General features: G+C 70.6%; 17 protein-coding genes. 4 read left to right on the plus strand and 13 right to left on the minus strand.

Annotated elements, in window-relative coordinates:
- Positions 1-9: 9 nt before the first annotated feature.
- Positions 10-1,071 carry an SDR family oxidoreductase gene (locus tag U1703_RS17120; RefSeq protein WP_332786681.1) on the minus strand — a complete coding sequence of 354 codons (1,062 nt, stop codon included), beginning with the start codon at positions 1,069-1,071 and terminating at the stop codon, positions 10-12.
- Positions 1,072-1,177: 106 nt separating this feature from the next.
- Here U1703_RS17120 and U1703_RS17125 point away from each other — a divergent pair, with 106 nt between their 5' ends.
- Positions 1,178-1,588: a winged helix-turn-helix transcriptional regulator gene (locus U1703_RS17125; protein ID WP_332786682.1), complete on the plus strand. Its 411-nt coding sequence runs from the start codon at positions 1,178-1,180 to the stop codon at positions 1,586-1,588.
- Positions 1,589-1,621: 33 nt separating this feature from the next.
- Here U1703_RS17125 and U1703_RS17130 read toward each other — a convergent pair whose 3' ends face one another.
- The 6 genes from U1703_RS17130 to U1703_RS17155 form a co-directional block, all read right to left on the minus strand.
- Entirely contained in the window at positions 1,622-1,822 is a 201-nt protein-coding gene (locus U1703_RS17130; RefSeq protein WP_332786683.1) for a hypothetical protein, read from the minus strand.
- Positions 1,823-1,831: 9 nt separating this feature from the next.
- The gene (locus U1703_RS17135; protein WP_332786684.1) at positions 1,832-2,056 is read right to left on the minus strand and encodes a hypothetical protein; all 225 of its coding nucleotides are present in this window, start codon (positions 2,054-2,056) and stop codon (positions 1,832-1,834) included.
- Positions 2,057-2,072: 16 nt separating this feature from the next.
- Positions 2,073-3,077, minus strand: coding sequence for an SDR family oxidoreductase (locus tag U1703_RS17140; protein WP_320453154.1), 1,005 nt, complete (start codon positions 3,075-3,077; stop codon positions 2,073-2,075).
- Between the two features lie 68 nt (positions 3,078-3,145).
- A complete protein-coding gene (locus tag U1703_RS17145) occupies positions 3,146-4,666 on the minus strand; it encodes an OprO/OprP family phosphate-selective porin (protein ID WP_332786685.1) in 1,521 nt (506 codons plus the stop codon).
- Positions 4,667-4,769: 103 nt separating this feature from the next.
- Positions 4,770-6,092, minus strand: a complete 1,323-nt coding sequence (locus tag U1703_RS17150) for an MFS transporter (protein ID WP_332786686.1) — start codon at positions 6,090-6,092, stop codon at positions 4,770-4,772.
- Entirely contained in the window at positions 6,089-6,928 is an 840-nt protein-coding gene (locus U1703_RS17155) for a substrate-binding domain-containing protein (RefSeq protein ID WP_332786687.1), read from the minus strand. The genes U1703_RS17150 and U1703_RS17155 overlap by 4 nt, the downstream gene beginning before the upstream one ends.
- A 201-nt stretch (positions 6,929-7,129) precedes the next feature.
- On the opposite strand from U1703_RS17155, the gene U1703_RS17160 reads away from it, so the two are divergent.
- The gene (locus tag U1703_RS17160) at positions 7,130-8,365 is read left to right on the plus strand and encodes a cation:dicarboxylate symporter family transporter (RefSeq protein ID WP_332786688.1); all 1,236 of its coding nucleotides are present in this window, start codon (positions 7,130-7,132) and stop codon (positions 8,363-8,365) included.
- Here U1703_RS17160 and U1703_RS17165 read toward each other — a convergent pair.
- Positions 8,279-9,208, minus strand: coding sequence for a LysR family transcriptional regulator (locus U1703_RS17165; protein WP_332786689.1), 930 nt, complete (start codon positions 9,206-9,208; stop codon positions 8,279-8,281). The two genes, U1703_RS17160 and U1703_RS17165, sit on opposite strands and share 87 nt — an antisense overlap.
- A gap of 117 nt (positions 9,209-9,325) precedes the next feature.
- Between U1703_RS17165 and U1703_RS17170 the strand changes: the two genes are divergently transcribed.
- Together U1703_RS17170 and U1703_RS17175 are read left to right on the plus strand one after the other, a co-directional pair.
- The gene (locus U1703_RS17170) at positions 9,326-9,472 is read left to right on the plus strand and encodes a hypothetical protein (RefSeq protein WP_332786690.1); all 147 of its coding nucleotides are present in this window, start codon (positions 9,326-9,328) and stop codon (positions 9,470-9,472) included.
- Positions 9,473-9,581: 109 nt separating this feature from the next.
- Entirely contained in the window at positions 9,582-12,038 is a 2,457-nt protein-coding gene (locus U1703_RS17175) for a putative bifunctional diguanylate cyclase/phosphodiesterase (RefSeq protein ID WP_332786691.1), read from the plus strand.
- On the opposite strand, the gene U1703_RS17180 is transcribed toward U1703_RS17175, so the two are convergent.
- Genes U1703_RS17180 through U1703_RS17200 form a run of 5 tightly spaced genes read right to left on the minus strand, consistent with a single transcriptional unit; the run spans position 12,035 to position 18,813 of the window.
- Positions 12,035-13,759 (minus strand): carboxypeptidase regulatory-like domain-containing protein, encoded by a 1,725-nt coding sequence (locus U1703_RS17180; RefSeq protein WP_332786692.1) that lies wholly within the window; start codon positions 13,757-13,759, stop codon positions 12,035-12,037. The genes U1703_RS17175 and U1703_RS17180 overlap by 4 nt on opposite strands.
- Positions 13,756-15,804 carry a DUF4175 domain-containing protein gene (locus U1703_RS17185; protein ID WP_332786693.1) on the minus strand — a complete coding sequence of 683 codons (2,049 nt, stop codon included), beginning with the start codon at positions 15,802-15,804 and terminating at the stop codon, positions 13,756-13,758. The genes U1703_RS17180 and U1703_RS17185 overlap by 4 nt, the downstream gene beginning before the upstream one ends.
- Positions 15,801-16,946 carry a BatA domain-containing protein gene (locus tag U1703_RS17190; protein WP_332786694.1) on the minus strand — a complete coding sequence of 382 codons (1,146 nt, stop codon included), beginning with the start codon at positions 16,944-16,946 and terminating at the stop codon, positions 15,801-15,803. The genes U1703_RS17185 and U1703_RS17190 overlap by 4 nt, the downstream gene beginning before the upstream one ends.
- Positions 16,946-17,824 (minus strand): DUF58 domain-containing protein, encoded by an 879-nt coding sequence (locus U1703_RS17195; RefSeq protein ID WP_332786695.1) that lies wholly within the window; start codon positions 17,822-17,824, stop codon positions 16,946-16,948. The genes U1703_RS17190 and U1703_RS17195 overlap by 1 nt, the downstream gene beginning before the upstream one ends.
- A 5-nt stretch (positions 17,825-17,829) precedes the next feature.
- Positions 17,830-18,813, minus strand: coding sequence for an AAA family ATPase (locus tag U1703_RS17200; RefSeq protein WP_332786696.1), 984 nt, complete (start codon positions 18,811-18,813; stop codon positions 17,830-17,832).
- Positions 18,814-18,815 lie beyond the last annotated feature (2 nt).

Raw genomic sequence — 18,815 nt, forward strand, 5'->3', positions numbered from 1 at the left:
TGTCGGCCGTCAGGGGATCAGGCGATCCGCGCGCAGCCGCTCAAACAGCGCGAAGAACGCGTCGTCGGTCGGCTGATAGCCGGTAAAACCCAGCTTCCGGCTTTTCGACATGTCGGTCACCACCTCGATCGGGCGGCCCAGATCGGCGTCGGTGTGCCAGGGCGAGGCCAGGCGATCGAGGTCGGGTTCGGCCAGCCCCTCGCGTGCGGCGATCTCGCGCCAAAGCGGCGCATCGCTTGCCATCTGCTGCTCCAGCGGGCGGACGACGCCATCGAACGGCACCGCCTCGACGCCGAACCACTCGGCGATCCGGCCCCACATCCACTGCCAGCGAAAGACGTCGCCGTTGACGATGTTGAACGCCTCGTCATGCGCCGCCTCGGTTTCCGCCGCCCAGAGCAGATGGCGGGCGAGCTGGCCTGCATCGGTCATGTCGGTCAGGCCGGACCACTGCATGGCCGAGCCTGGAAAGGTGAAGGGCCGCCCCGTCTCGCGGCACAGCGTGGCATAGACCGCCAGCGTGGTGCCCATGTTCATCGCATTGCCCACCGCCAGGCCGATCACCGTATGCGGGCGGTGCACGCTCCAGGTGAAGCCGTCGCGCTTCGCGGCGGCGAACACTTCGTCCTCTTGCCCATAATAGAAATTCTCGACGTCCAGCCGCCCCTGCTCCTCGCGGAACGGCGTCTGCGGCAGCATGCCTTTGCCATAGGCCTCGAACGGCCCCAGATAATGCTTCAGGCCGGTGACCAGCGCGACATGGCGCGGCCCGGTCGGCCGGGGCAATCCGTCGAGCAGGTTGCGCACCATCGCGGCGTTGACGCGGATATTTTCCGCCTCGCTGTCCTGCCGTGCCCAGGTGGTGATGAAGACCGCGTCCGGGTTCACCCCGCGCAGTGCCGCGGCCGTCGCGTCCGCATCCTGAAGGTCGGCGGCGACCGGCTGTACGCCCGCCTGTCCGGTCGGGCGGCGGGCCAGGCCATGCACCGTCCAGCCCTGTTCCACCAGAAGCGCCGCCGTCGCGCTGCCCACGATCCCGCTTGCGCCCACCACCAATGCCGTCTTCGCCATCAAAGCCTCCTATGTCGGCCCCTTAGCTGGGCATGGCTGGACACCGCGTCCAGACGGCACCATTTGGGCCCCCAGGCACCATCTGGTAACCACTGGAGACAGACCCATGCTACCGGCAACACCCGACGAGGAATGGCGCGAGGATTGCGCGCCGCGCCGCGTGCTGGAACTGTTCGCGACCAAATGGACCAGCATGGTGCTGCACACGCTCCACGCCCGGCATGGCGGCGCGGCGCGTACCGGCGTCCTGCAACGCAGCCTGCCCGGCATTTCGAAGAAAATGCTGACGCAAACGCTCCGCGACATGGAGGTCAGCGGGCTGTTGACCCGCCATGTCCAGAGCACGATCCCGCCGATGGTCGAGTATCGCCTGACGGAGCAGGGCCAGCGTTTCGTCGAGCCGGTGGAGATGCTTTATGGCTGGGGGCGCGACAATGCCGATGCGCTCGACCGGTTGGTGCCGCGCCGCAGTTCGCGGCGCGCTGCTGGCTTGGCCGGGGATCAGCGCGAGTCGTAAGGCCATCCAACGGCATTGCGAATGGCACGGGCGTCACCCTTCGTGCAGGTCGGGAAAGCTGTAGGGGGAGGGCTCGTCCTCCGCCGTACCCTTCGCGAATATCGCGATGTCGCCGGGCGCCATGTCCATCCGCGCCCAGCGGTCCCACCCGATATGGATGAAGTCGGGTGGGCCGAAGATGCGGACGGCGCGGGCATATTCGTCGCCGCGAAAGCCCACGAAATGCAGCGCCATCGCGAAGGGTCAGCGCCCCTCGCGGCGTGCGCCCACGATCATCCGCCGGGCGATCTCGCGCACGGCTTCGTCATCCTTGTCCGCACCGTCCGCCGGATCGCCGAGATGATCCAGGCTGCCCTCCAGAAAGTCGAGCAGGCCGGGATGCTGCGCCTCGACATATTCCATCGTCTTGAACAGCAGATGTTCGGTCGCAATCTCGCGGCGGCGGGTCTGGGTGGCGCTGTCGGTCATCGTCATCTCCTGTCGTTCAGCGGGTCGGTCGGCCGAGGGCGCGCGACAGGCCCAGGGCGGCGAGCGCGCCGACACCGGCGATGCCGCCCGCGACGCCGACCTTGAACAGGTCGCGCTGGCGCGCGGTGAAGAATTCGCGCCGATTGTCGATGGCGCGGCCGGTCGCGTCGCCGTCGATACGGGCAGGACCCGGCACCGGCGCGTCGAGATTGCCCGGCTTTTCACCGATCGGCCCGGCCAGCTGATCCTCGGCGAAACCGCTCGCCTGGCGATCGGCGAAGCCGGGGGCCAGCGCCTGGGCCAGCGCCATCTGGAAGGTCGAGCGGCCGACCCATATCTCACGCTGCGGCTTCTCGATCGCCGACAGGATCGCCTCGGCGCACAGCCGGGGATCGAACAGCGGGTCGGGCAGCACCTGCTCGCGGCCGGTATGGTTGCGCGCCCAGCCGGGCTGCGGCGTGTTGACGGCGGGCAGGTACACGACGGTCAGGTCGACCGGCACCTTGTCGGCGATCAGCTCGGCCCGCAGCGAGTCGGTAAAGCCCGACACCGCGAACTTGGCGGCGCAATAGGCGGCCTGGAGCGGCACCGCGCGGATGGCCAGGCCCGACGACACCTGGACGATCGACCCGCGCCGCCGCGGCTTCATATGGCGCAGCGCGGCCAGCGTGCCGTACACCTGGCTGAGATAGGTGGTGGCGGTGACCCGCGCATATTCCTCCGCGCTGATCCGGTCGGCGGGGGCGACCACGGTCGACATCGCATTGTTGACCCAGGCGTCGATCGGCCCCAGCTCACGCTCGATCCGGTCGGCCGCCGCGTCCACCGCCGCCGCATCGGCCACGTCCGCGCTGATCGCCAGCACCTGTCCGCCGTGACGGAGCAGCAGCGTGCGCGCATCCTCCAGCCGGTCGGCATCGCGCGCGATGATCGCCACGTTCCAGCCCGCCTTGGCCAATCGTTCGGCGGTGGCCAGGCCGATGCCCGCACTTCCGCCCGTCACTACCGCCGTGTTCGCCATGCGTCGTCCTTTTGCCATTCCCTAGCCGGACGCGCGTGATCCCAAATGGTTGCCGTAGGTCGGAAAACTCAGAAGGCGATCTGAACCCGGCCGATCAGCGTTTGGCCATGATCGCTCGCCCCGCCAAGCTGGGCGGGATTGGCGACCGTCCAGTCGATCGCGTTCAGCTGAAGCCTGACGAAATTGTTGAGATACCAGTTGATGCCCAGCGTCAGCGCGCTGCCGCGCCCGGCGGTGGGATTGTCGCTGTAATCCAGTTCCTCGTACCGGGTGGCGAGTTCGATCGCGCCGCGTCCGCCCGAGGTGAAGGGACGCAGGACCTTGGGGCGGCTCCACACGCCGCCGCGCGTCAGATAGGGCGGGGTCTCGCCGGTCAGGAACCAGCCACCCTGGACCGCCCAGGCGGACTGTCCGGTCGAGGCGCCCGCGCGATTCTCGATCCGGCGCGCGCCATATTCGCCGTAAGCCCACAGCGACTTGTGGAAGGTGCCCAGCTCGAAGCCATAGCCATCGCCCTTCGCCGCGCCGGTGAAGGTGCCGGGCAGGATGCGCAGATTGTCGTTGAAGAAACCGCCGACCGCGATGCTGCGCGTCGGGCGGGTCGCATCGGTGGCGATGTTTTCGTGGAAGCCCCAGACGCCCAGATGGACGATCCAGTCGGCGGTCTTCACCGGGTTCCAGTGCGCACGACCCGCAATGGTCAGGCCGTCGCCCGCCGTGCCGGGATTGCTGATATCGTCGCCCGACACCTGGACCCCGACATGCCAGCCATCGCCATAGACGCGCGCCGCCGCCCCCAGGCCGAAGAAGCCGCGCACCGGGATGATGCCTGCGCCGACGAAATTGCGCTCCATGAAGGGGACCGAGATGGTGCCGCTCGACCCGTCCAGGCCGCGATCGTTCAGGCGGTTGCCCAGCGCGAACTCGGCCTGCTGCCCCAGGAAGCGGGTCGTCCAGGCGAGATAGGCCGATTTGATCGCCACGTCATTGTCGGCGAAATCGCCCTCCAGCACATAGGACAGGTGCTTGCCGACCGATCCCTCGAATCCCAGTCGCAGCGAGCGGGCGGTGGTCGTGGTCATGTCGCGGTTGGGCAGCGCGCTGCCGCTGGTGGTCGCCAGGTCGAGCAGGATGCGGCCGCGCGGACGGAACGAGAATTTGCCGTCGGCGCTGGTGAACTCCGGCGTGCCCTTCGACCAGTCGACATGGACGCCTTCGTTCTGCGCCTGCTCGATCCGTGCCAGCCGCGCGTCGAGCGAGGGGGGATGCGCTTCGGAGGGCAGGGACTGGCCCAGCGGGGCAGGCTTGCGCGGGGTCTGCGGGACCTGTGCTGCGACTTGCGGCGGCGGCGAGGGGTGGGCGTCGCTGGGCAGGGCCTGGCCCAGCGGGGCGGCGGCCATCGCCTGGGGCCTGGTCCCCTCGACCGCCGCCAGCCGTGCCTCCAGCCGTTCGATCTGCGCCTGTTGCTGCTCGACCAGGCGGGTCAGGCGCGCGACGTCGTCGGCGCGTTGCGCGGGTGCGGGGGTGGTTTGTGCGGCGACGGGCAGGGGCGCGCACAGGCCGATCGCGAGCAGGGCTCCACGATGCATGACGGCATCCTCTCGGGGGCGGGCGACAGGCTCGGTGGCCGCCGCCTCGGTTATGAAGAAGGGGACCGCCGCACCCGTCATGGGATGCGGCGGTCGAGAAGGGTCAGTCGGCGCTGCGGCGCACGCGCGACCCGATCAGCAGGGCGAGTAGCGAGAGCAGGGCGGCGGCGGCGCACCAGGCGCCGGGGATCGCCTTGTCACCCGTCGCCCCGATCAGCGCGGTGCTGATCGCCGGGGTGAAGCCGCCGAAGATCGCGGTGGCCAGGCTATAGGCCAGGCTGAAACCGACGGTGCGGACATGCGCCGGGATCGACTCGGTCAGGTAGACGATGAACGCGCCGTTATAGGTGGCGTAGATGGCGGCGAGCGCCAGTTCGACCGTCAGCAGCCGCCCGAAGCTGGGCGCGGCGACCAGCCAGCTCATCAACGGATAGGCGAGGACCGCGCCCAGCAGCGTCGCGGTGATCAGCAGCGGGCGACGCCCGATCCGGTCGGACAGTGCGCCCATGACGGGCAGCAGGACGAAGTTGGTGACGCCGACACATGCGGTGACGAACAGCGCCGCGCCCGGCGTCAGCGACAGCACCTTGTTGCCGAAGGTCGGGGTATAGGCGGTGATCATGTAGAAGAAGACCGTCGTCATCACCGCCATCAGCGCGCCCTGGAGCACCACGCCCCAGTTGCTGCCGATCGTGCGCATGATCTGCGACAGCGGCGGATGCTCCTTGCGCTTCAGGAACACCTCGGTCTCCTCCATGTGGCGGCGGATGACGAACAGGAACGGGATCATCACGCAACCGATGATGAACGGAATGCGCCAGCCCCAGGCCTGCATGGTCTCGGGCGACAGGCTGGTCGACACGATCAGGCCGATCAGCGCGGCGAAGACGACCGCTGCCTGCTGGCTGGCCGACTGCCACGAGCAGAAGAAGCCCTTCTTGTCGGCGGGGGCGATCTCGTTGAGATAGACCGACACGCCGCCGACCTCGACGCCCGCCGACAGACCCTGGACCAGGCGGCCGAGCAGGATGATGACGGGGGCCGCCAGGCCGATCTGCGCATAGGTGGGCGTCACCGCGATGGCGAGCGTGCCCAGCGCCATCAGCCCCAGCGTCAGCAGCAGGCCCTGCCGCCGCCCATGCTTGTCGATGTACGCGCCCAGCACCAGCGCGCCGACCGGCCGCATCAGGAAGCCCGCGCCGAAGGTCATCAGGGTCAGCATCAGCGAGGCGAAATCGCTGCCGGTCGGGAAAAACGCCTTCGAGATGTAGGTGGCGTAATAGCCGAACACCATGAAGTCGAACATCTCCAGGAAGTTGCCGCTGGCAACGATGAAGATCGACTTGAAGGCGGACTTGCGGCGTTCGGCCGAAATGGGGGCCGCCGCCGGGGGGGCGGCGGCGAAGGATGCGGTTGCCTGGGTCATGGCTTGGCCTTTTGCGAAGCGGGTTCCAATCCGCTGTCGCGGATGATCGGATAGGCTTTGGGGGAGGAAAGGTACGCGATCAGCGCGCGCGCCTCGGCCTGATGGGGGGAATAGGCGACGACGCCCGCCGAGAAGGGCGTGACCTTCTGCAACGAGTCGGGGAGCAGGCCGACGATGCGGATGCCCTTGACCGGCTTCAGCTCGCTCAGTTGCTGGAAGCCGATCTCGGCTTGGCCTTGCGCGACGATCTGGCCGACCGGGGTGGCGGGGATCATGCGGCCCTTGGGGCGGACCTGGTCGGCGATGCCCAGCTTGTCGAGCATCACCGACTGAATATAGACGCCCGAGGCGCTGTCCGACCAGGCGACCGACCTGGCGTTGACCAGGGTGTTGCGCACCGCATCCGCCGTGGCGATGTCGGGAGCGGGCGCGCCCGCCTTCACCGCGACGGCGATCTTGGACAGGCCCAGATCGGTGACGGTGCCGGAGGTGACGGTCCCCGCCTGCTCCAGCTTGTCGAGCCCGCTGCGGGCGAGGATGACGACGTCGGCATCCTCGTGCCGGGCGAGCCGGTTGGGGATCGCCTGCGGCGTGTCGCCCATCGAGGGACCGTGTTCGGCGACGATATGGACGCCGGTGTCGCGCTCATATTTCTCCGCCAGCGCGTGGAAGGCGGCGGTGAAGCCGCCCGAGGTCACGACATGCAGCTCGCGGACCTTGGCAGGCTTGGTGTCCCGTGCGGCGACGGGCGCTCCAAGGCCGGTTAACCCGAGCAGTAGCGCGATTCCCAGCGCCCGGCGCCGCGGAATCAGGGTTTGGAATGGGGAAGTTCGCACAGTCGTCATACCTCTCTCGGCCGCCCCGTCTGTTCGCGGGTTCTTGTTGGGGGGCAGAGGCTTGAGCCATCGTGCCGCACGCGGCACTAAGCCTTACGGGCGGCATTTCGATCAAATGCAATGATCGGGCCGCTCTATGCGTTTGATGCATATATCAGGATGGGATGGCCTTTGCGCGCCTTGCGGCACCTATATGTCCAGATGGTGATCGGTATCGTCGCCGGGACAGCGATCGGCGCGCTGGCCCCGGCCTTCGGGCGCGAACTGGGGCCGCTGGGCATCGCCTTCGTCAAGGCGATGCGGATGATGGTGCCGCCGGTTCTGTTCTGCACCATCGTCGAGGGGATTGTCCGGCACGGTGCCGCGCGCGACACCGGCGCGACGGTGCTGCGCAGCCTGATCGTCTTTCTCGGCATCACCATCGCCGCGCTCGCCATCGGGCTGGGCGTCGCGGCGCTGATGCAGCCGGGGCGCGGCCTGCCGCTGCCGCCTTATGGCGAGGCGGTGGCCGAGGTGGAGCGACAGCTGGCCGGGCGGCACATCACCGGGCCGGGCGATTTCTTGGTGCGGATCGTGCCCGACACGCTGTTCTCGGCCTTTACCGCAGGGGATGTCCTGCCGGTGCTGTTCGTCGCCGGTCTGGTCGGGTTCGGCCTGCTGCGCATCGGCGAGGCGGGTGCGCCGATCGTGCGCGGGATCGAGGCACTGACCCGGCTGCAATTCGCGATCTTCGGCTTCCTGATCCGCGCCGCGCCGGTGGGGGCGTTCGGGGCGATCGCCTATACGGTCGGCACGTACGGCATCGGGTTCATCGGCTCGCTGGGCCTGCTGTTCGCGACGCTGGCGCTGGCCTGTAGCATCCTGATCGCCGGGCTGGTCGTGCTGGTGTGGATGACGACGGGGCTTGGCGGCGGCACGTTGCTGCGCGTGTTTCGCGACGAGATCCTGATCGTGCTCGGCACCTCCTCGACCGAGGTGGTGCTGCCGCGTCTGATCCTGAAGCTGGAGGGGCTGGGCGTCCCGCGCAGTGTGGCCGGGCTGACCGTGCCGCTGGGCTATTCGCTCAATCTGGCGGGGACGGCGGTCTATCTGATCGTCGCGACGCTCTTTTTGGGCGAGGCGCTGGGCATCGTGCTGACCTCCGGCCGCATCGCGGTGTATCTGGGGGTGATGCTCGTCACCTCGAAGGCGGCGGCGGGGGTGACGGGCAGCGGCTTTTCGGCGCTGCTGCTCACCTTGTCGCTGCTGCCCGACATTCCGGTCGGGGCGGCCGCCATGCTGATCGCGGTCGACCGGTTCCTGTCGGAGATCCGTGCGCTGACCAGCGGCACCGCCAATGTCTCGGCCTCACTACTCGTCGCGCGCTGGGGCGGGGCCCGACTGGGTGGCCCAGGCATCGGTGAGCAGCCCCATCAGGCGGGAGGCGGCGGGCGATAGGCTTGCCGACGTCCGGCGCAGCACGCCCAGCGTGCGCGTGACCTCCGCCCCGCGCAAGGGCCGCCAGACCAGATCGCGCGCATCGGGCCCCTCGCACGCCAGGCGCGGCAAGACCGATGGACCCAGCCCGGCATGGACCAGCGCCAGCGCCGAGGTCAGCCGCGTCACCTCGTAGAACCAGCGCAGCTCGATCCCGGCGCGCGCCAGCCCGGCGTCGAGCGCGGTCCGGTTGCCGCTGCCCGGATGCACCGTCACCAGCCGGTGCCCGGTCAGGTCGCTCCACGCCGGATCGACCAGTTCCGCCAGCGGATCGTCGTGGCGACAGACCAGGCCATAAGGATCGTCGGTCAGCGGCTCATAGACCATGTCGCCATCGGACGAGACGGGCAGGGTGATCGCGAACTCGGCCTGCCCGGTCCGCACCGCCTCGGCACATTCGGTCGCCGACAGGTCGAGCACGCGGACGCGCACGTTGCGATAATCCTGCGCCAATATGTCGAGCACGTCCGGCAGGAAGCGGACGGTGGCGCTGGGGATGCTGGCGATGGTCAACCGGCCCGCCTGCCGCTCGCCCAGGGCCATCATGCCGAGCAGCGATTCGTCGAGTTCCTCGATCAGGCGGCGGAGCAGCGGCAGGATTTCCTTGCCCGCCGGGGTCAGGCGCACCGTCCGCGTCGTCCGCTCCAGCAACGGCGTGCCGACCGTCGCCTCCAGCTTCTGGACCCGGCGGCTGATCGCGGGTTGCGACAGGTTCAGATGCTCGGCCGCACGCAGGAAGCTCTTGCCCTCGGCGATCGCTACGAACGCGCGGATGTCGAGCAGCTCGAAATTCATGGAGGCCATGACCACCGATAGCAGGAGCCGGGGCGGCTTAGCCAGAGCGGGTCGGGGTCAGTGCAGGTCCCCTCAACCCGCCTCGTCCCCCGCAACCGGGCCACCGCAACGACGCCGATCCCGGTCATGGCCACCACGATCCCGCATGCGCAGCGGACGATCCGGTTGATGCGCCGGGTCGCGGGCCGTCGCGGGGGCGATCCGCGCCGGATCGGCATCTCCGGCATGTCGGCGGGCGGCGATGGGCAAAGTCCCGACATCGTGATACGATAGTCGTTTCGGGGGTGGCCAAAATCTTAAGATGTCTGCCAGTAGACCCTCTCGGGTAACAGGTTCGGCATGGGGGCCGCACGTCGTGGCATCGAAGATCAGGGTTTGGGGGGTGGCGCTGCTGATCCTCCTGGCGGGGCTCATGCCCCGTGCGGCGTCGGCCGCCCCGGTCGATCTGTACCGTACCGCCTGTCGCGCCGCGCTGCCCGATGGGGCCACGGACGAAGCCATTGCTCGCGCCCCCTATCGCTGTGGACCGGATGCGCCGACACGCGGCAGTCCCTGGCTGTGGCTGCGGCTCGATCCGTCGGGGTTGAAGGCGCTACCCGCCGACTGGGTGATGGTGGTCGACCAGACCCGGTTCGACCGGATCGCGGTGCTGACCGTGACCCCGCGCGGGGAAAGCCGCCTGGTTCGCGATCCGTCGCAACTGCATCGGCACTGGGCGCCGGGCGGCGTGATGAAATTCGTCATCGCCCCGCCGGGGCGCGAGGTGCGCGCGCTGTATCTCGGCTTTCGGAACATCGACGACCTGTCGCTGATGCGCAAGGTGGTGGCGCAGACCGATGCCGCCCTGACCGGGGTGGAGGTCCGCTGGCTGGTGCTCATCGGCCTGTTCACCGGCACGCTGTTGTCGGCGTTCCTGTACAATCTCGTCATCCACACCGGCAGGCGCCACGCCTTTCAGCGCTGGTATCTATTCTGGGTGGCGGTTTCGCTCTGCTATGGCCTGGTCTGGACGAACACGGCGGCGCTCGTCGTCCCGTGGCTGATCGGCCCTGCCGCCGTGCGGATCGACCTCGTGCTCGTCGGGCTGATGGTCACGGCGGGCAATATGTTCTTCTTCGCGGTGGTCGAGGACGGGGTGCTGCCGCGCCCGCTGATCCGGGTCGGGCGCGGGCTGGCCGGGGCGGGGGCGGTGATGGGCGTCCTGGCGACCATCGACGATTTGCCGCCGGTGCTGACCGACCGGCTGCTCAACTATACGATCGCGGGCACCGCCGTGTCGCTTGCGATCTCGTGCGTCATCGCGGTGCGGCGGGGCAGCCGGGTCATCTGGTTCTACATGATCGGCTGGACCCCGGTCATCACGGTGTTCGTCGCGCGGCTGATCCGCAATCTGGGCTTCGCGCCGCAGAACGACGCGGTGGACATGGCGACCTTCCTGGCGCTGGCCTTCGAGGCGCTGGTCCTGTCGCTGGCGATCGCCGACCGGTTCCGCCTGATCCGCCAGGAACTGGACCTGGCGCGGCAGCGGCGCGAGGTCGACCTGGCGGAGGCCAAGACGCTTCGCTCCGCCGCGCAGACCGACTTCCTGACCGGACTGGGCAACCGCGCGGCCTTTCAGCAGCAGGCGCAGGCGCTGATGACCGTGGGTACGCCGTTCAGCCTGTTTCTGATCGATGTCGACTATCTGAAGGACGTGAACGACCGGCTCGGCCATGCGAGCGGTGACGAATTGCTGCGCCATGTCGCCGGGAAGCTGACCCATAGCGCGCGTCCCTTCGCCGACCTGCGGGTGGCGCGCATCGGAGGGGACGAGTTCGTGGTCCTGTGCCCCGGTCCGCCGTCGCGCGAAGCTGCGCTGGCCACCGCGATCGGCACGATCCAGGGCGATCGCTGGTGCCCCGACGATCCGGCGCACAGCCTGTCGCTGAGCATCGGCGCGGCGCGTTTCCCCGACGATGCGCAGGCGCTGGACATGCTCTACCAGAATGCCGACCTGGCGCTCTACACCGCCAAGCGGCTGGGGCGCGGCCGCTATGTCCGCTACGACCCCTTGCAGCGCAGCCTGCGCGACATGCAGATCGCGGTGGCGGGCGAGGCGGAAGGGGCGCTGGCACGCGGCGAGTTCACGCTGTTCCTGCAACCCATCGTCTCGCTGGCCGACGACACGGTGTGCGGGCACGAGGCGCTGTTGCGCTGGAACCACCCACGGCACGGCCTGATGACGCCGAGCCGTTTCGCCGACCTGCTGGTGGCGGATCGGATCGGGCTGCTGATCCAGGACCATGTCCTCGACATGGCGCTGGCGCTGCTGCGCGACGAGGGCGAACGGCTGGGCGTGCTGAGCGTCAATTTCACGTCGGCGCAGCTGTCGGGGCCGCGATCCGCGCACGCCGTGCTCGACCGCCTGGCGCTGCACGGCATCGCGCCGTGGCGGCTGTGCATCGAGGTGACCGAGGGCGTGATGCTCGATCGGGCGGCCGACACCATCATGGTCAACCTGCGCGAACTGCACGAGGCGGGCGTGGGTATCGCGCTCGACGATTTCGGCACCGGCTATGCCTCGCTCGTCCATCTGCGCCAGTTGCCGGTCGACCGCATCAAGATCGACCAGTCCTTCGTCGCCGGACTCGACCAGACCGAGGACGGGACGTTTCCGATCGTCAGCGCCATTGTCGGCCTGGGCACCGGGCTGGGCAAGGTGGTGGTGGCCGAGGGCATCGAAACCGAGGTGCAGGCGACCCGGCTGCGCCAGCTGGGGTGTCAGCTGGGCCAGGGTTATCTCTATGGCTACCCCGAACCGATGGCGGCCCCATCGGTGCCCCTGGCGATCGCGGGCTAGTCCGGGCGGCGATCGGCCGGTCGCCCGATCCGGGCGCGCTCAAACCACCACAGCAGCGCGGCGATCGCCAGGAAACCGAGCAGCCAGGGCCAGGACGCGCCGGGACGCAGCGACGCGCCCCGTACTGTCGCAGCGTCGGGGCGATTCCGGACGAGCGCCAGCGTCGCGTCGCGCCGCTCGGCGGCGATCATCGCGGCGGGCAGGGTGGCGTGGACGTAGAAGGGCCAGATGCTTTCACCCCGGCGCAGGCCGTGCCAGCCGCCGACCCGCGGCCAATAGCCGGCACATCCTGGCGTGGCGGGATCGGGCAACAGCCGCCGGGCCTGCCCGTCCGGCAGCACCAGCGTATCCCCCGCCAACAGGTCGCATAAGGCGGTACGTTCGCCCCGATGCGCCAGCGGGTCGATCCGGGGTGCGCTCGACGTACCCGTCCGTGCCAGCGTGCCGACCAGGCGGGCCCATATCGCGCCATATGCTTCGCCATGCCCGGCGCTGACCAAGCCTGCGGCATCGGTGACGAGCCATGCGCCGATCCGCCCGCGCCCCAGCGGACGCCAACCGGCCAGCACGGCCCCCGTCGCATCGGCGAGCAGGGGCTGGGCGTCGCGAGCCCCGAACTGCACGACGCGGCGGGTCAGGGTGGGCAGGGCCTTGCCGTCGCGGTCGAGCAGGCGAACCGGCGCGCTCGCCGCCCCGCCCGCCAGCGGCAGGCCCGTCGCGGCGCCATAGCCCGGCGGAACCGGTCCGGTCACCCGCAGCAACAGGCCCATGCCGCCCCGAACCGCCGCCACCACCGCCGCCCGCTCGCCGCCGCCCAATGCCGCCCAGCTCCGCTCGTCGAGGATCAGCAGGTCGACGCGGGAAAGCCCGCCGACCGTCAGCGGCGGCGTCGGATCGCCCAGCGCCAGCCCCGCGCCCAGTGCGACGCGGACCACGGGCTTCAACCCCGCATCACTCGCCCAGCGCCGCCAGAACTTCACCTCGGGTCCCGGTGCGCCGCCGAGCAACGTCACGCGCAGCCCCGGCTCGGCGGTGGTCGGGACGGGCACGGCCAGCTCGGAGGTGACCAACCCGCGCGGACTGCGGCTTCGCAGGCGGAACAGCGCCGTGCCGGGCATCCGCGCGGCGGCGTCCAGCGTGAAGTGCCCTTCGGCATCGACGGGAGCCGCGGCGACCTGCACCCCCGCCGGATCGAGCAGCGCGACGCTGCCGCCGCCCTCGACCTGGCCGGAGACGTGGAATGGGCCGCCGGGTGCGGTCCGGTCCGGCGGAGTCATCGCGATCAGCCCCGGCGGCAAAGGCGCAGGGTCGAACGCGATCGCCAGCCCCCGTGCCGCCGGACGGTCGCGCTCGGTCAGCCCTTCGCCCCGGATGCGCAGGGCGCGGATACCGGGATGGCGGCGCAGCGCGGTTGCCAGATCGGGGGCCTGTTCGATCCCGCCCCGCCGCGCCGCCTCGGGCAACGCCACCGTCCGGCCACCAGCGACCGAGCCGCCACGCGTCAGGATGGTCAGAGTCTCCGGCTCGGCCATGCGCGTCTGCGGCGGCGACAGCGTCAGATACAGCAGGGCGGCCAGCACCGGCTGCGCCAGCAGCAGCAGCGCCAGTCGCCAGCCGTGCGCCCGCGCCGCGCCCGGCGCCCGCCACTGCCGCCAGCCCAGCCGAAGCCATGCCAGCACGACAGTGACCGCCAATATCAGCGGCAGGATCCACGGGTTCATCGGCCCACCCCGCCCGCCAGCGCATCCAGATAGCGCGTCCCGCTCGCCCCCGCGCCGTCGCGCCGTGCCGCCCCGACCGGCGGGGTCGGCAGCGCGCGCCAGACCAGTCCGCGCAGCCGGTTGCGGCAGGCCCCGCACGCCGGATCGCGACGCAGCCGGTCGAGGGCATCGTCCCACGCCAGCGGATCGGCCACCCGCGCCCGGTTCGCGCGGAACCAGCGGGTCAGCGGCGCCAGGTCCCGCGCCTCGCCCGCCGACCCGTCGATCGCGGCCCAGGCCGCCGCCGCCGCCGCATCGAAGGGGCGTGCGGTCAGCCCCGGCTCGGCCGGGGCGATGTCGTCGCGCTTGCCGGTCATCCGCCGCGCCTCGTCGATCGGGGGCAGTTCGCTGCCGCCGACCTTGGCCAGGAAGACGCGGGTCGCCTGTTGCACCTGCTTGATGAGGACCAGCGCCCGATTGGCGAAGGGCAGCGCGCGCACCGGATCGCCGCCGCGCAGCGCGCCTTCGGACTGCCACATCTGGTCGACCGCCTCGGTCAGGCGGGCACGCGTCCGGGGATCGAACAGCGTCGCGGCCTCGCCCTCGTCATGCGCATGGCCGAACTCGCCCAGCACGTCCTCCTCCCTGCCCAGCGTGGCGGGGGCGGCATCGCTGGTCGGCAGTTCGGCGCCGTGCACCTCATGCTCGCCGCCCAGGAACTGGCCGTAGCGCAGGCGGAGTGCCGCCTGATCCTCACCGATCGCGATGGCGCGGTCGCGAAAGCGTTCGGCCGACATACCGCGACGCTGGCGCAGCAGTGCCTCGGCGTCGATGATGACCTGGCGCTGGCTGCGCAGATAGGCGGGCAGGGTGGCGCGCAACGCGCCGTCCACCCCGATGCCCTGGGTGGCGGAGGGGGGCAGGCGGCGGAGGATCAGGCTGGGGCTGCGCGCGATTTGCGGCCCCGGCATCCGTTCGTCGCGCACGGTCAGCTGCGCGACCAGATCGCCCGGCCCGGCAAAGCCCAGCGCGGCCAGGTCCAGCGTGGCGGCAAAGCGCCTCCGCCGGGGATCGCCGCTGCCCTGCAATCGCAGATGATGCTCGCGAAAGCTGATATTCTCGCCCTCTCCGGCGGCGACCGTCACGGTCAGGTCCGCTTGCGGCGCGACACCGTAATCGTCGCTCGCCTCGAACAGCAACGTCCAGTTGCGCTGTCCCGCCGTGGCGATCGTCAGGGTCTTGGACGGCGCGCGCGCGGTGACGGCGGGTGGCTGGTCGGCGATCGCCTCGACCCGGTGGAGGTGCTGGGACATGGGGGCGATGCGGTAGAGGATCGAGGTGGCGAGCAGCATCGACCCGCGCCAGTTCTCACCCGCTTTTGCCAGCGGGACGGACCCACCGCCGAGCACGACCAGCGACGCGGTTTCGGGTTCGGGTTCGGGGGCGAAGGCCAGCGTCCAGGTCAGGCGCGACCCCTGCGGCACCTTCGCGTCCAGCCGGTCCAGATCGCGCGGCGGCAGGCGGGTATAGGCAGGCGGCACAATGCGAAGCCGTTGGCCGACCAGCCGGGGTGCACCGGGGGCGGCGGGCGTCTCGTCCCGGCTGGGGGCCAGCGTGTCGGACGCCTGCCGATGCGGCCAGAGGACGAGCGCGACGGCGGTAGCGAGGCCCAGTGCCCAGGCGAGCGTCAGCGTGCGGCCCGGCCAGCGCGGTCGCAGGTCGGGCGGGGGCGTGGCATCCAGCCGCCCACGCAACCGCTCGCGTTGCAGGCGCGGCAGCGCGGCCAGTGCGGCGGGATCGGCGAACAGCAATTCGCTGCTGTCCTCCAGGTCGGGCCGCTGCGTATTCCACGACCGCACCAGCCAGTCCGGGGTCAGCCGGGCCGCGCGGCGATGCGCGATCCATCCCATGATCGCGGCACCCAAAAGGGCAGCGAGAAACGCGGCCAAGGGGCCGATCAGACGCCATGCCGCCGACGCGACGACCAGCAGCGCGGGCGTCGCGGCCAGCACCACGATCGCCGCCATCCGTCGCCGGACGGGCCGCAGCCAGATTGTCGGGGTCATGGACCAACCCACCGTCGCCGCCGCGTGGCAAGCCAGCGTTCGAGCAGGAACAGCGCGGCGACGACCAGTGCCAACACATCACGCCATTCGTGAAGCGGGGCCGCGCGGAAGGACGGCACCGCCCCGGTCTCGGGGGTCAGTTGCGCGGCATCGGCGCGGGCGGGGGCCGCGACGGGGCGAATGGCCGCCAGCAGCCGGTCGGGGAAATCGGGTTCGACCAGCGCGGGCAGGGTGGCGGGGGCCAGAGGCACCGTGAACCGGAATATCCTGCCTTCGCCCAGTGGCATGACCCGCAGAAAGGCGCGGCCCAGCGTATCGCGCGCGGCGATCGCGTCGGGGCCGGGGGGCGCGGCCATGTCAGTGGGGATGATGGCGGTGCCGCCGCGCCGAACCCAGGCGACCAGCGCGGTGGGCATGGTGCCGCCGCTCAGCCAGGCCAGTGTCGTGGCCGTACCGGGCAGGGGCGCGGTCGGCGGTGCGATATCGGTGGTCGCGCCTTGGGTATTCCAGGCGGCGGCGACGGCGGCGAGATAGCGGACATCGCGGCGCACCGTGTCCGCCCTGATCGCCAGCACCGGCGGCGCGGCGGGCGTCGGTCGCGGCGCGGTCATCCTGCCGGGCACCACACGCCAGTCGACTTGGCGCGACAGGCGCGGTCTTTGCGCGTCTGCGCCCTCGATCACGGCGGGCACGAGGATGCGGACAGCGACGCCGGGCGGCAATTCGCTGTCCAGCTGGCGGACCAGACTGGCGACCGGGACGGTGCCGGTCGGGGCCGGGCGATCCAGCGCCGGGAAGCCGGGGGCCAGCCAATACCCCTCGGCCTGCTCACTCAGCCATGGCGTCGCCGTCGTCGCGGTAAGGCCGGGCATGACATAGACGCGCGGGTGGAGGTCCGGTGCCGCCGGGGTCACCGGCCGCGCAAGCCATAGCGCGAGCATCGCCAGCAGCAGCAGCCGGACGATCAGCAGCGGCCATTCCTCGAACCGGGGCCGCTGGCGGGGGCGCGGCTTGGCCCGCAGCCAGCGCAGTGCGGCGAAGTCGGTCCGCCGCTGCTCGGTCCGCCGCGCGAGGTGAATCAGCAAGGGGATGGCGAGTGCGGCCAGGACCGCAAGCGCGGCGGGGGCGAGCAGGGTCGGCATCAGCCCTCGCCCCGCCCGAACAGGCGCCGAAGGGGGGTATCGAGCGGTTCGTCGAGGACATGGGTGGCGTGGCGGATGCCGCTGGCCTGAAATTCGGCGGCCAGGCGGGCACGGGCCTCGGCAAAACGCTGGAGATAGTCGGCGCGCAATGCGGGTGCGTCGCCAAGCAGTTCCTCGCCCGTTTCGGGGTCGCGGAACAGATGACCGCCGTCAAAGGGGAAGTCGCGCTCGCCCACGGTCAGCAGCTGGATCGCCAGCACCTCGCGCCCCGCCGCCGCCAGCCGCGTCGCCAGTGCGACGCCTGCCTCGTCGAAGAAGTCGCTGAGCAGCACCACCATGTCGCGCGCGGCGATCCGCTCCCAGAGTGGGGTCAGGGTCGTGGGGCCGGGAAAGCCGCCGCCGATCGGGATTGTCGCCAGTTCCAGGCGCAACCGGTCGCGCTGTCGCGTGCCGTTGGCGGGGGTGGCGACGTGAAGCCCGCCCTCGCTCAGCCATATCCAGCCGAACCGATCGCCGCCCGCCACCGCCAGCTCGGCCAGAGCCGCCGCCAGCCCCCGCGCCGCGCCGATCCGCGTCGCGCCATCGGTATCGGCCTGCGCCATCGAGGCGCTGGCGTCGATCATGATCCACAGCCGCAACGGGCTCTCGCGTTCGGCCTCGCGCACAAAGAAGCGGTCGGCGCGGGCGAACAGCTTCCAGTCGATCTGGCGCGGCTCGTCGCCCGGCTCATAGGGGCGATATTGCGCGAACTCCAAGCCCGCCCCCCGGCTGCGGCTGGCATGCAGGCCGAGGCCGTCGCCACCCGCCAGCCGACGCGACACCAGCCGCAAGCCGGACAGCCGGTGCCGGACGGCCGGGGGGATCGGGTCGGCGCTCACCCGGTTCAGGCGTCGAGCGGCATCGCGGCCATCACGCCCGCGACCACATCGTCGGCGCTCCGCCCTTCCGCCTCGGCGGCGAAGGACAGCAGCAGCCGGTGGCGCATGACGGGCGCGGCCAGCGCCTGCACATCCTCGCGCGTCGCCGCCAGCCGTCCGTGCAGCAACGCGCGCGCCTTGGCTGCCAGCACCAGCGACTGCCCGGCGCGGGGCCCCGCGCCCCAGCGGACATAGTGCCGGACGACCTCGGGCGCGCCCTCGCCCGGCCGGGTCGCGCGGACCAGCCGGTTGATCCATGCCAGCAGGTCGGCGGACAGATGCACCTCGCGCACCAAGCGCTGGACCGCGACGATTTCCGCCCCGTCCATCACGCGCGGCACGATGGCACTCGCCGAACCGGTGGTCTGCGCCAGGATCGCGGCTTCCTCCGCTTCCGTGGGATAGCCGACGCGGACATGCAGCAGGAACCGGTCCAGCTGCGCCTCGGGCAGCGGATAGGTGCCCGCCTGTTCCAGAGGATTCTGCGTCGCCAGCACGAAGAACGGCTCGGGCAGGCGGTGGGTGACGCCCGCATAGCTGACCGTCTTTTCCTGCATCGCCTCCAGCAGCGCGGCCTGCGTCTTGGGCGGCGTGCGGTTGAGTTCGTCGGCCAGCAGCAGGCTGGTGAAGATCGGCCCCGGCTGGAAACGGAAATGGCGCTTGCCGGTGCCGTGATCCTCCTCCAGCAACTCGGTGCCCAGGATGTCGCTGGGCATCAGGTCGGGGGTGAACTGGACGCGGCGGAAGGGCAGGTCGAGCGCCTGGCCCAGGCTACGCACCAGCAGCGTCTTGCCCAGGCCCGGCACACCCTCCAACAAGCAGTGCCCGCCCGCGATCAGGCCGATCAGCAACTGCTCGACCACCTCGGCCTGGCCGACGATCGCCTGGCCGATCGCGTCGCGAAGACTGGTCAGCCGCGCCAGCTTGTCCTGGATCTCCGCTTCGGTCATGC

The sequence above is a fragment of the Sphingomonas flavida genome (genome assembly GCF_036663655.1).
Classification (GTDB): Bacteria; Pseudomonadota; Alphaproteobacteria; order Sphingomonadales; family Sphingomonadaceae; genus Sphingomonas.

What these genes read in the sequence shown, in the direction of transcription:
- U1703_RS17150 (WP_332786686.1), bottom strand. Translation starts at nt 6,092, where the DNA reads ATGACCCAGGCAACCGCATCCTTCGCCGCCGCCCCCCCGGCGGCGGCC.
- U1703_RS17130 (WP_332786683.1), bottom strand. Translation starts at nt 1,822, where the DNA reads ATGGCGCTGCATTTCGTGGGCTTTCGCGGCGACGAATATGCCCGCGCC.
- U1703_RS17145 (WP_332786685.1), bottom strand. Translation starts at nt 4,666, where the DNA reads ATGCATCGTGGAGCCCTGCTCGCGATCGGCCTGTGCGCGCCCCTGCCC.
- U1703_RS17180 (WP_332786692.1), bottom strand. Translation starts at nt 13,759, where the DNA reads ATGAACCCGTGGATCCTGCCGCTGATATTGGCGGTCACTGTCGTGCTG.
- U1703_RS17135 (WP_332786684.1), bottom strand. Translation starts at nt 2,056, where the DNA reads ATGACCGACAGCGCCACCCAGACCCGCCGCCGCGAGATTGCGACCGAA.
- U1703_RS17200 (WP_332786696.1), bottom strand. Translation starts at nt 18,813, where the DNA reads ATGACCGAAGCGGAGATCCAGGACAAGCTGGCGCGGCTGACCAGTCTT.
- U1703_RS17170 (WP_332786690.1), top strand. Translation starts at nt 9,326, where the DNA reads ATGGCCACCACGATCCCGCATGCGCAGCGGACGATCCGGTTGATGCGC.
- U1703_RS17165 (WP_332786689.1), bottom strand. Translation starts at nt 9,208, where the DNA reads ATGGCCTCCATGAATTTCGAGCTGCTCGACATCCGCGCGTTCGTAGCG.
- U1703_RS17125 (WP_332786682.1), top strand. Translation starts at nt 1,178, where the DNA reads ATGCTACCGGCAACACCCGACGAGGAATGGCGCGAGGATTGCGCGCCG.
- U1703_RS17190 (WP_332786694.1), bottom strand. Translation starts at nt 16,946, where the DNA reads ATGCCGACCCTGCTCGCCCCCGCCGCGCTTGCGGTCCTGGCCGCACTC.
- U1703_RS17160 (WP_332786688.1), top strand. Translation starts at nt 7,130, where the DNA reads ATGGTGATCGGTATCGTCGCCGGGACAGCGATCGGCGCGCTGGCCCCG.
- U1703_RS17185 (WP_332786693.1), bottom strand. Translation starts at nt 15,804, where the DNA reads ATGACCCCGACAATCTGGCTGCGGCCCGTCCGGCGACGGATGGCGGCG.
- U1703_RS17120 (WP_332786681.1), bottom strand. Translation starts at nt 1,071, where the DNA reads ATGGCGAAGACGGCATTGGTGGTGGGCGCAAGCGGGATCGTGGGCAGC.
- U1703_RS17140 (WP_320453154.1), bottom strand. Translation starts at nt 3,077, where the DNA reads ATGGCGAACACGGCGGTAGTGACGGGCGGAAGTGCGGGCATCGGCCTG.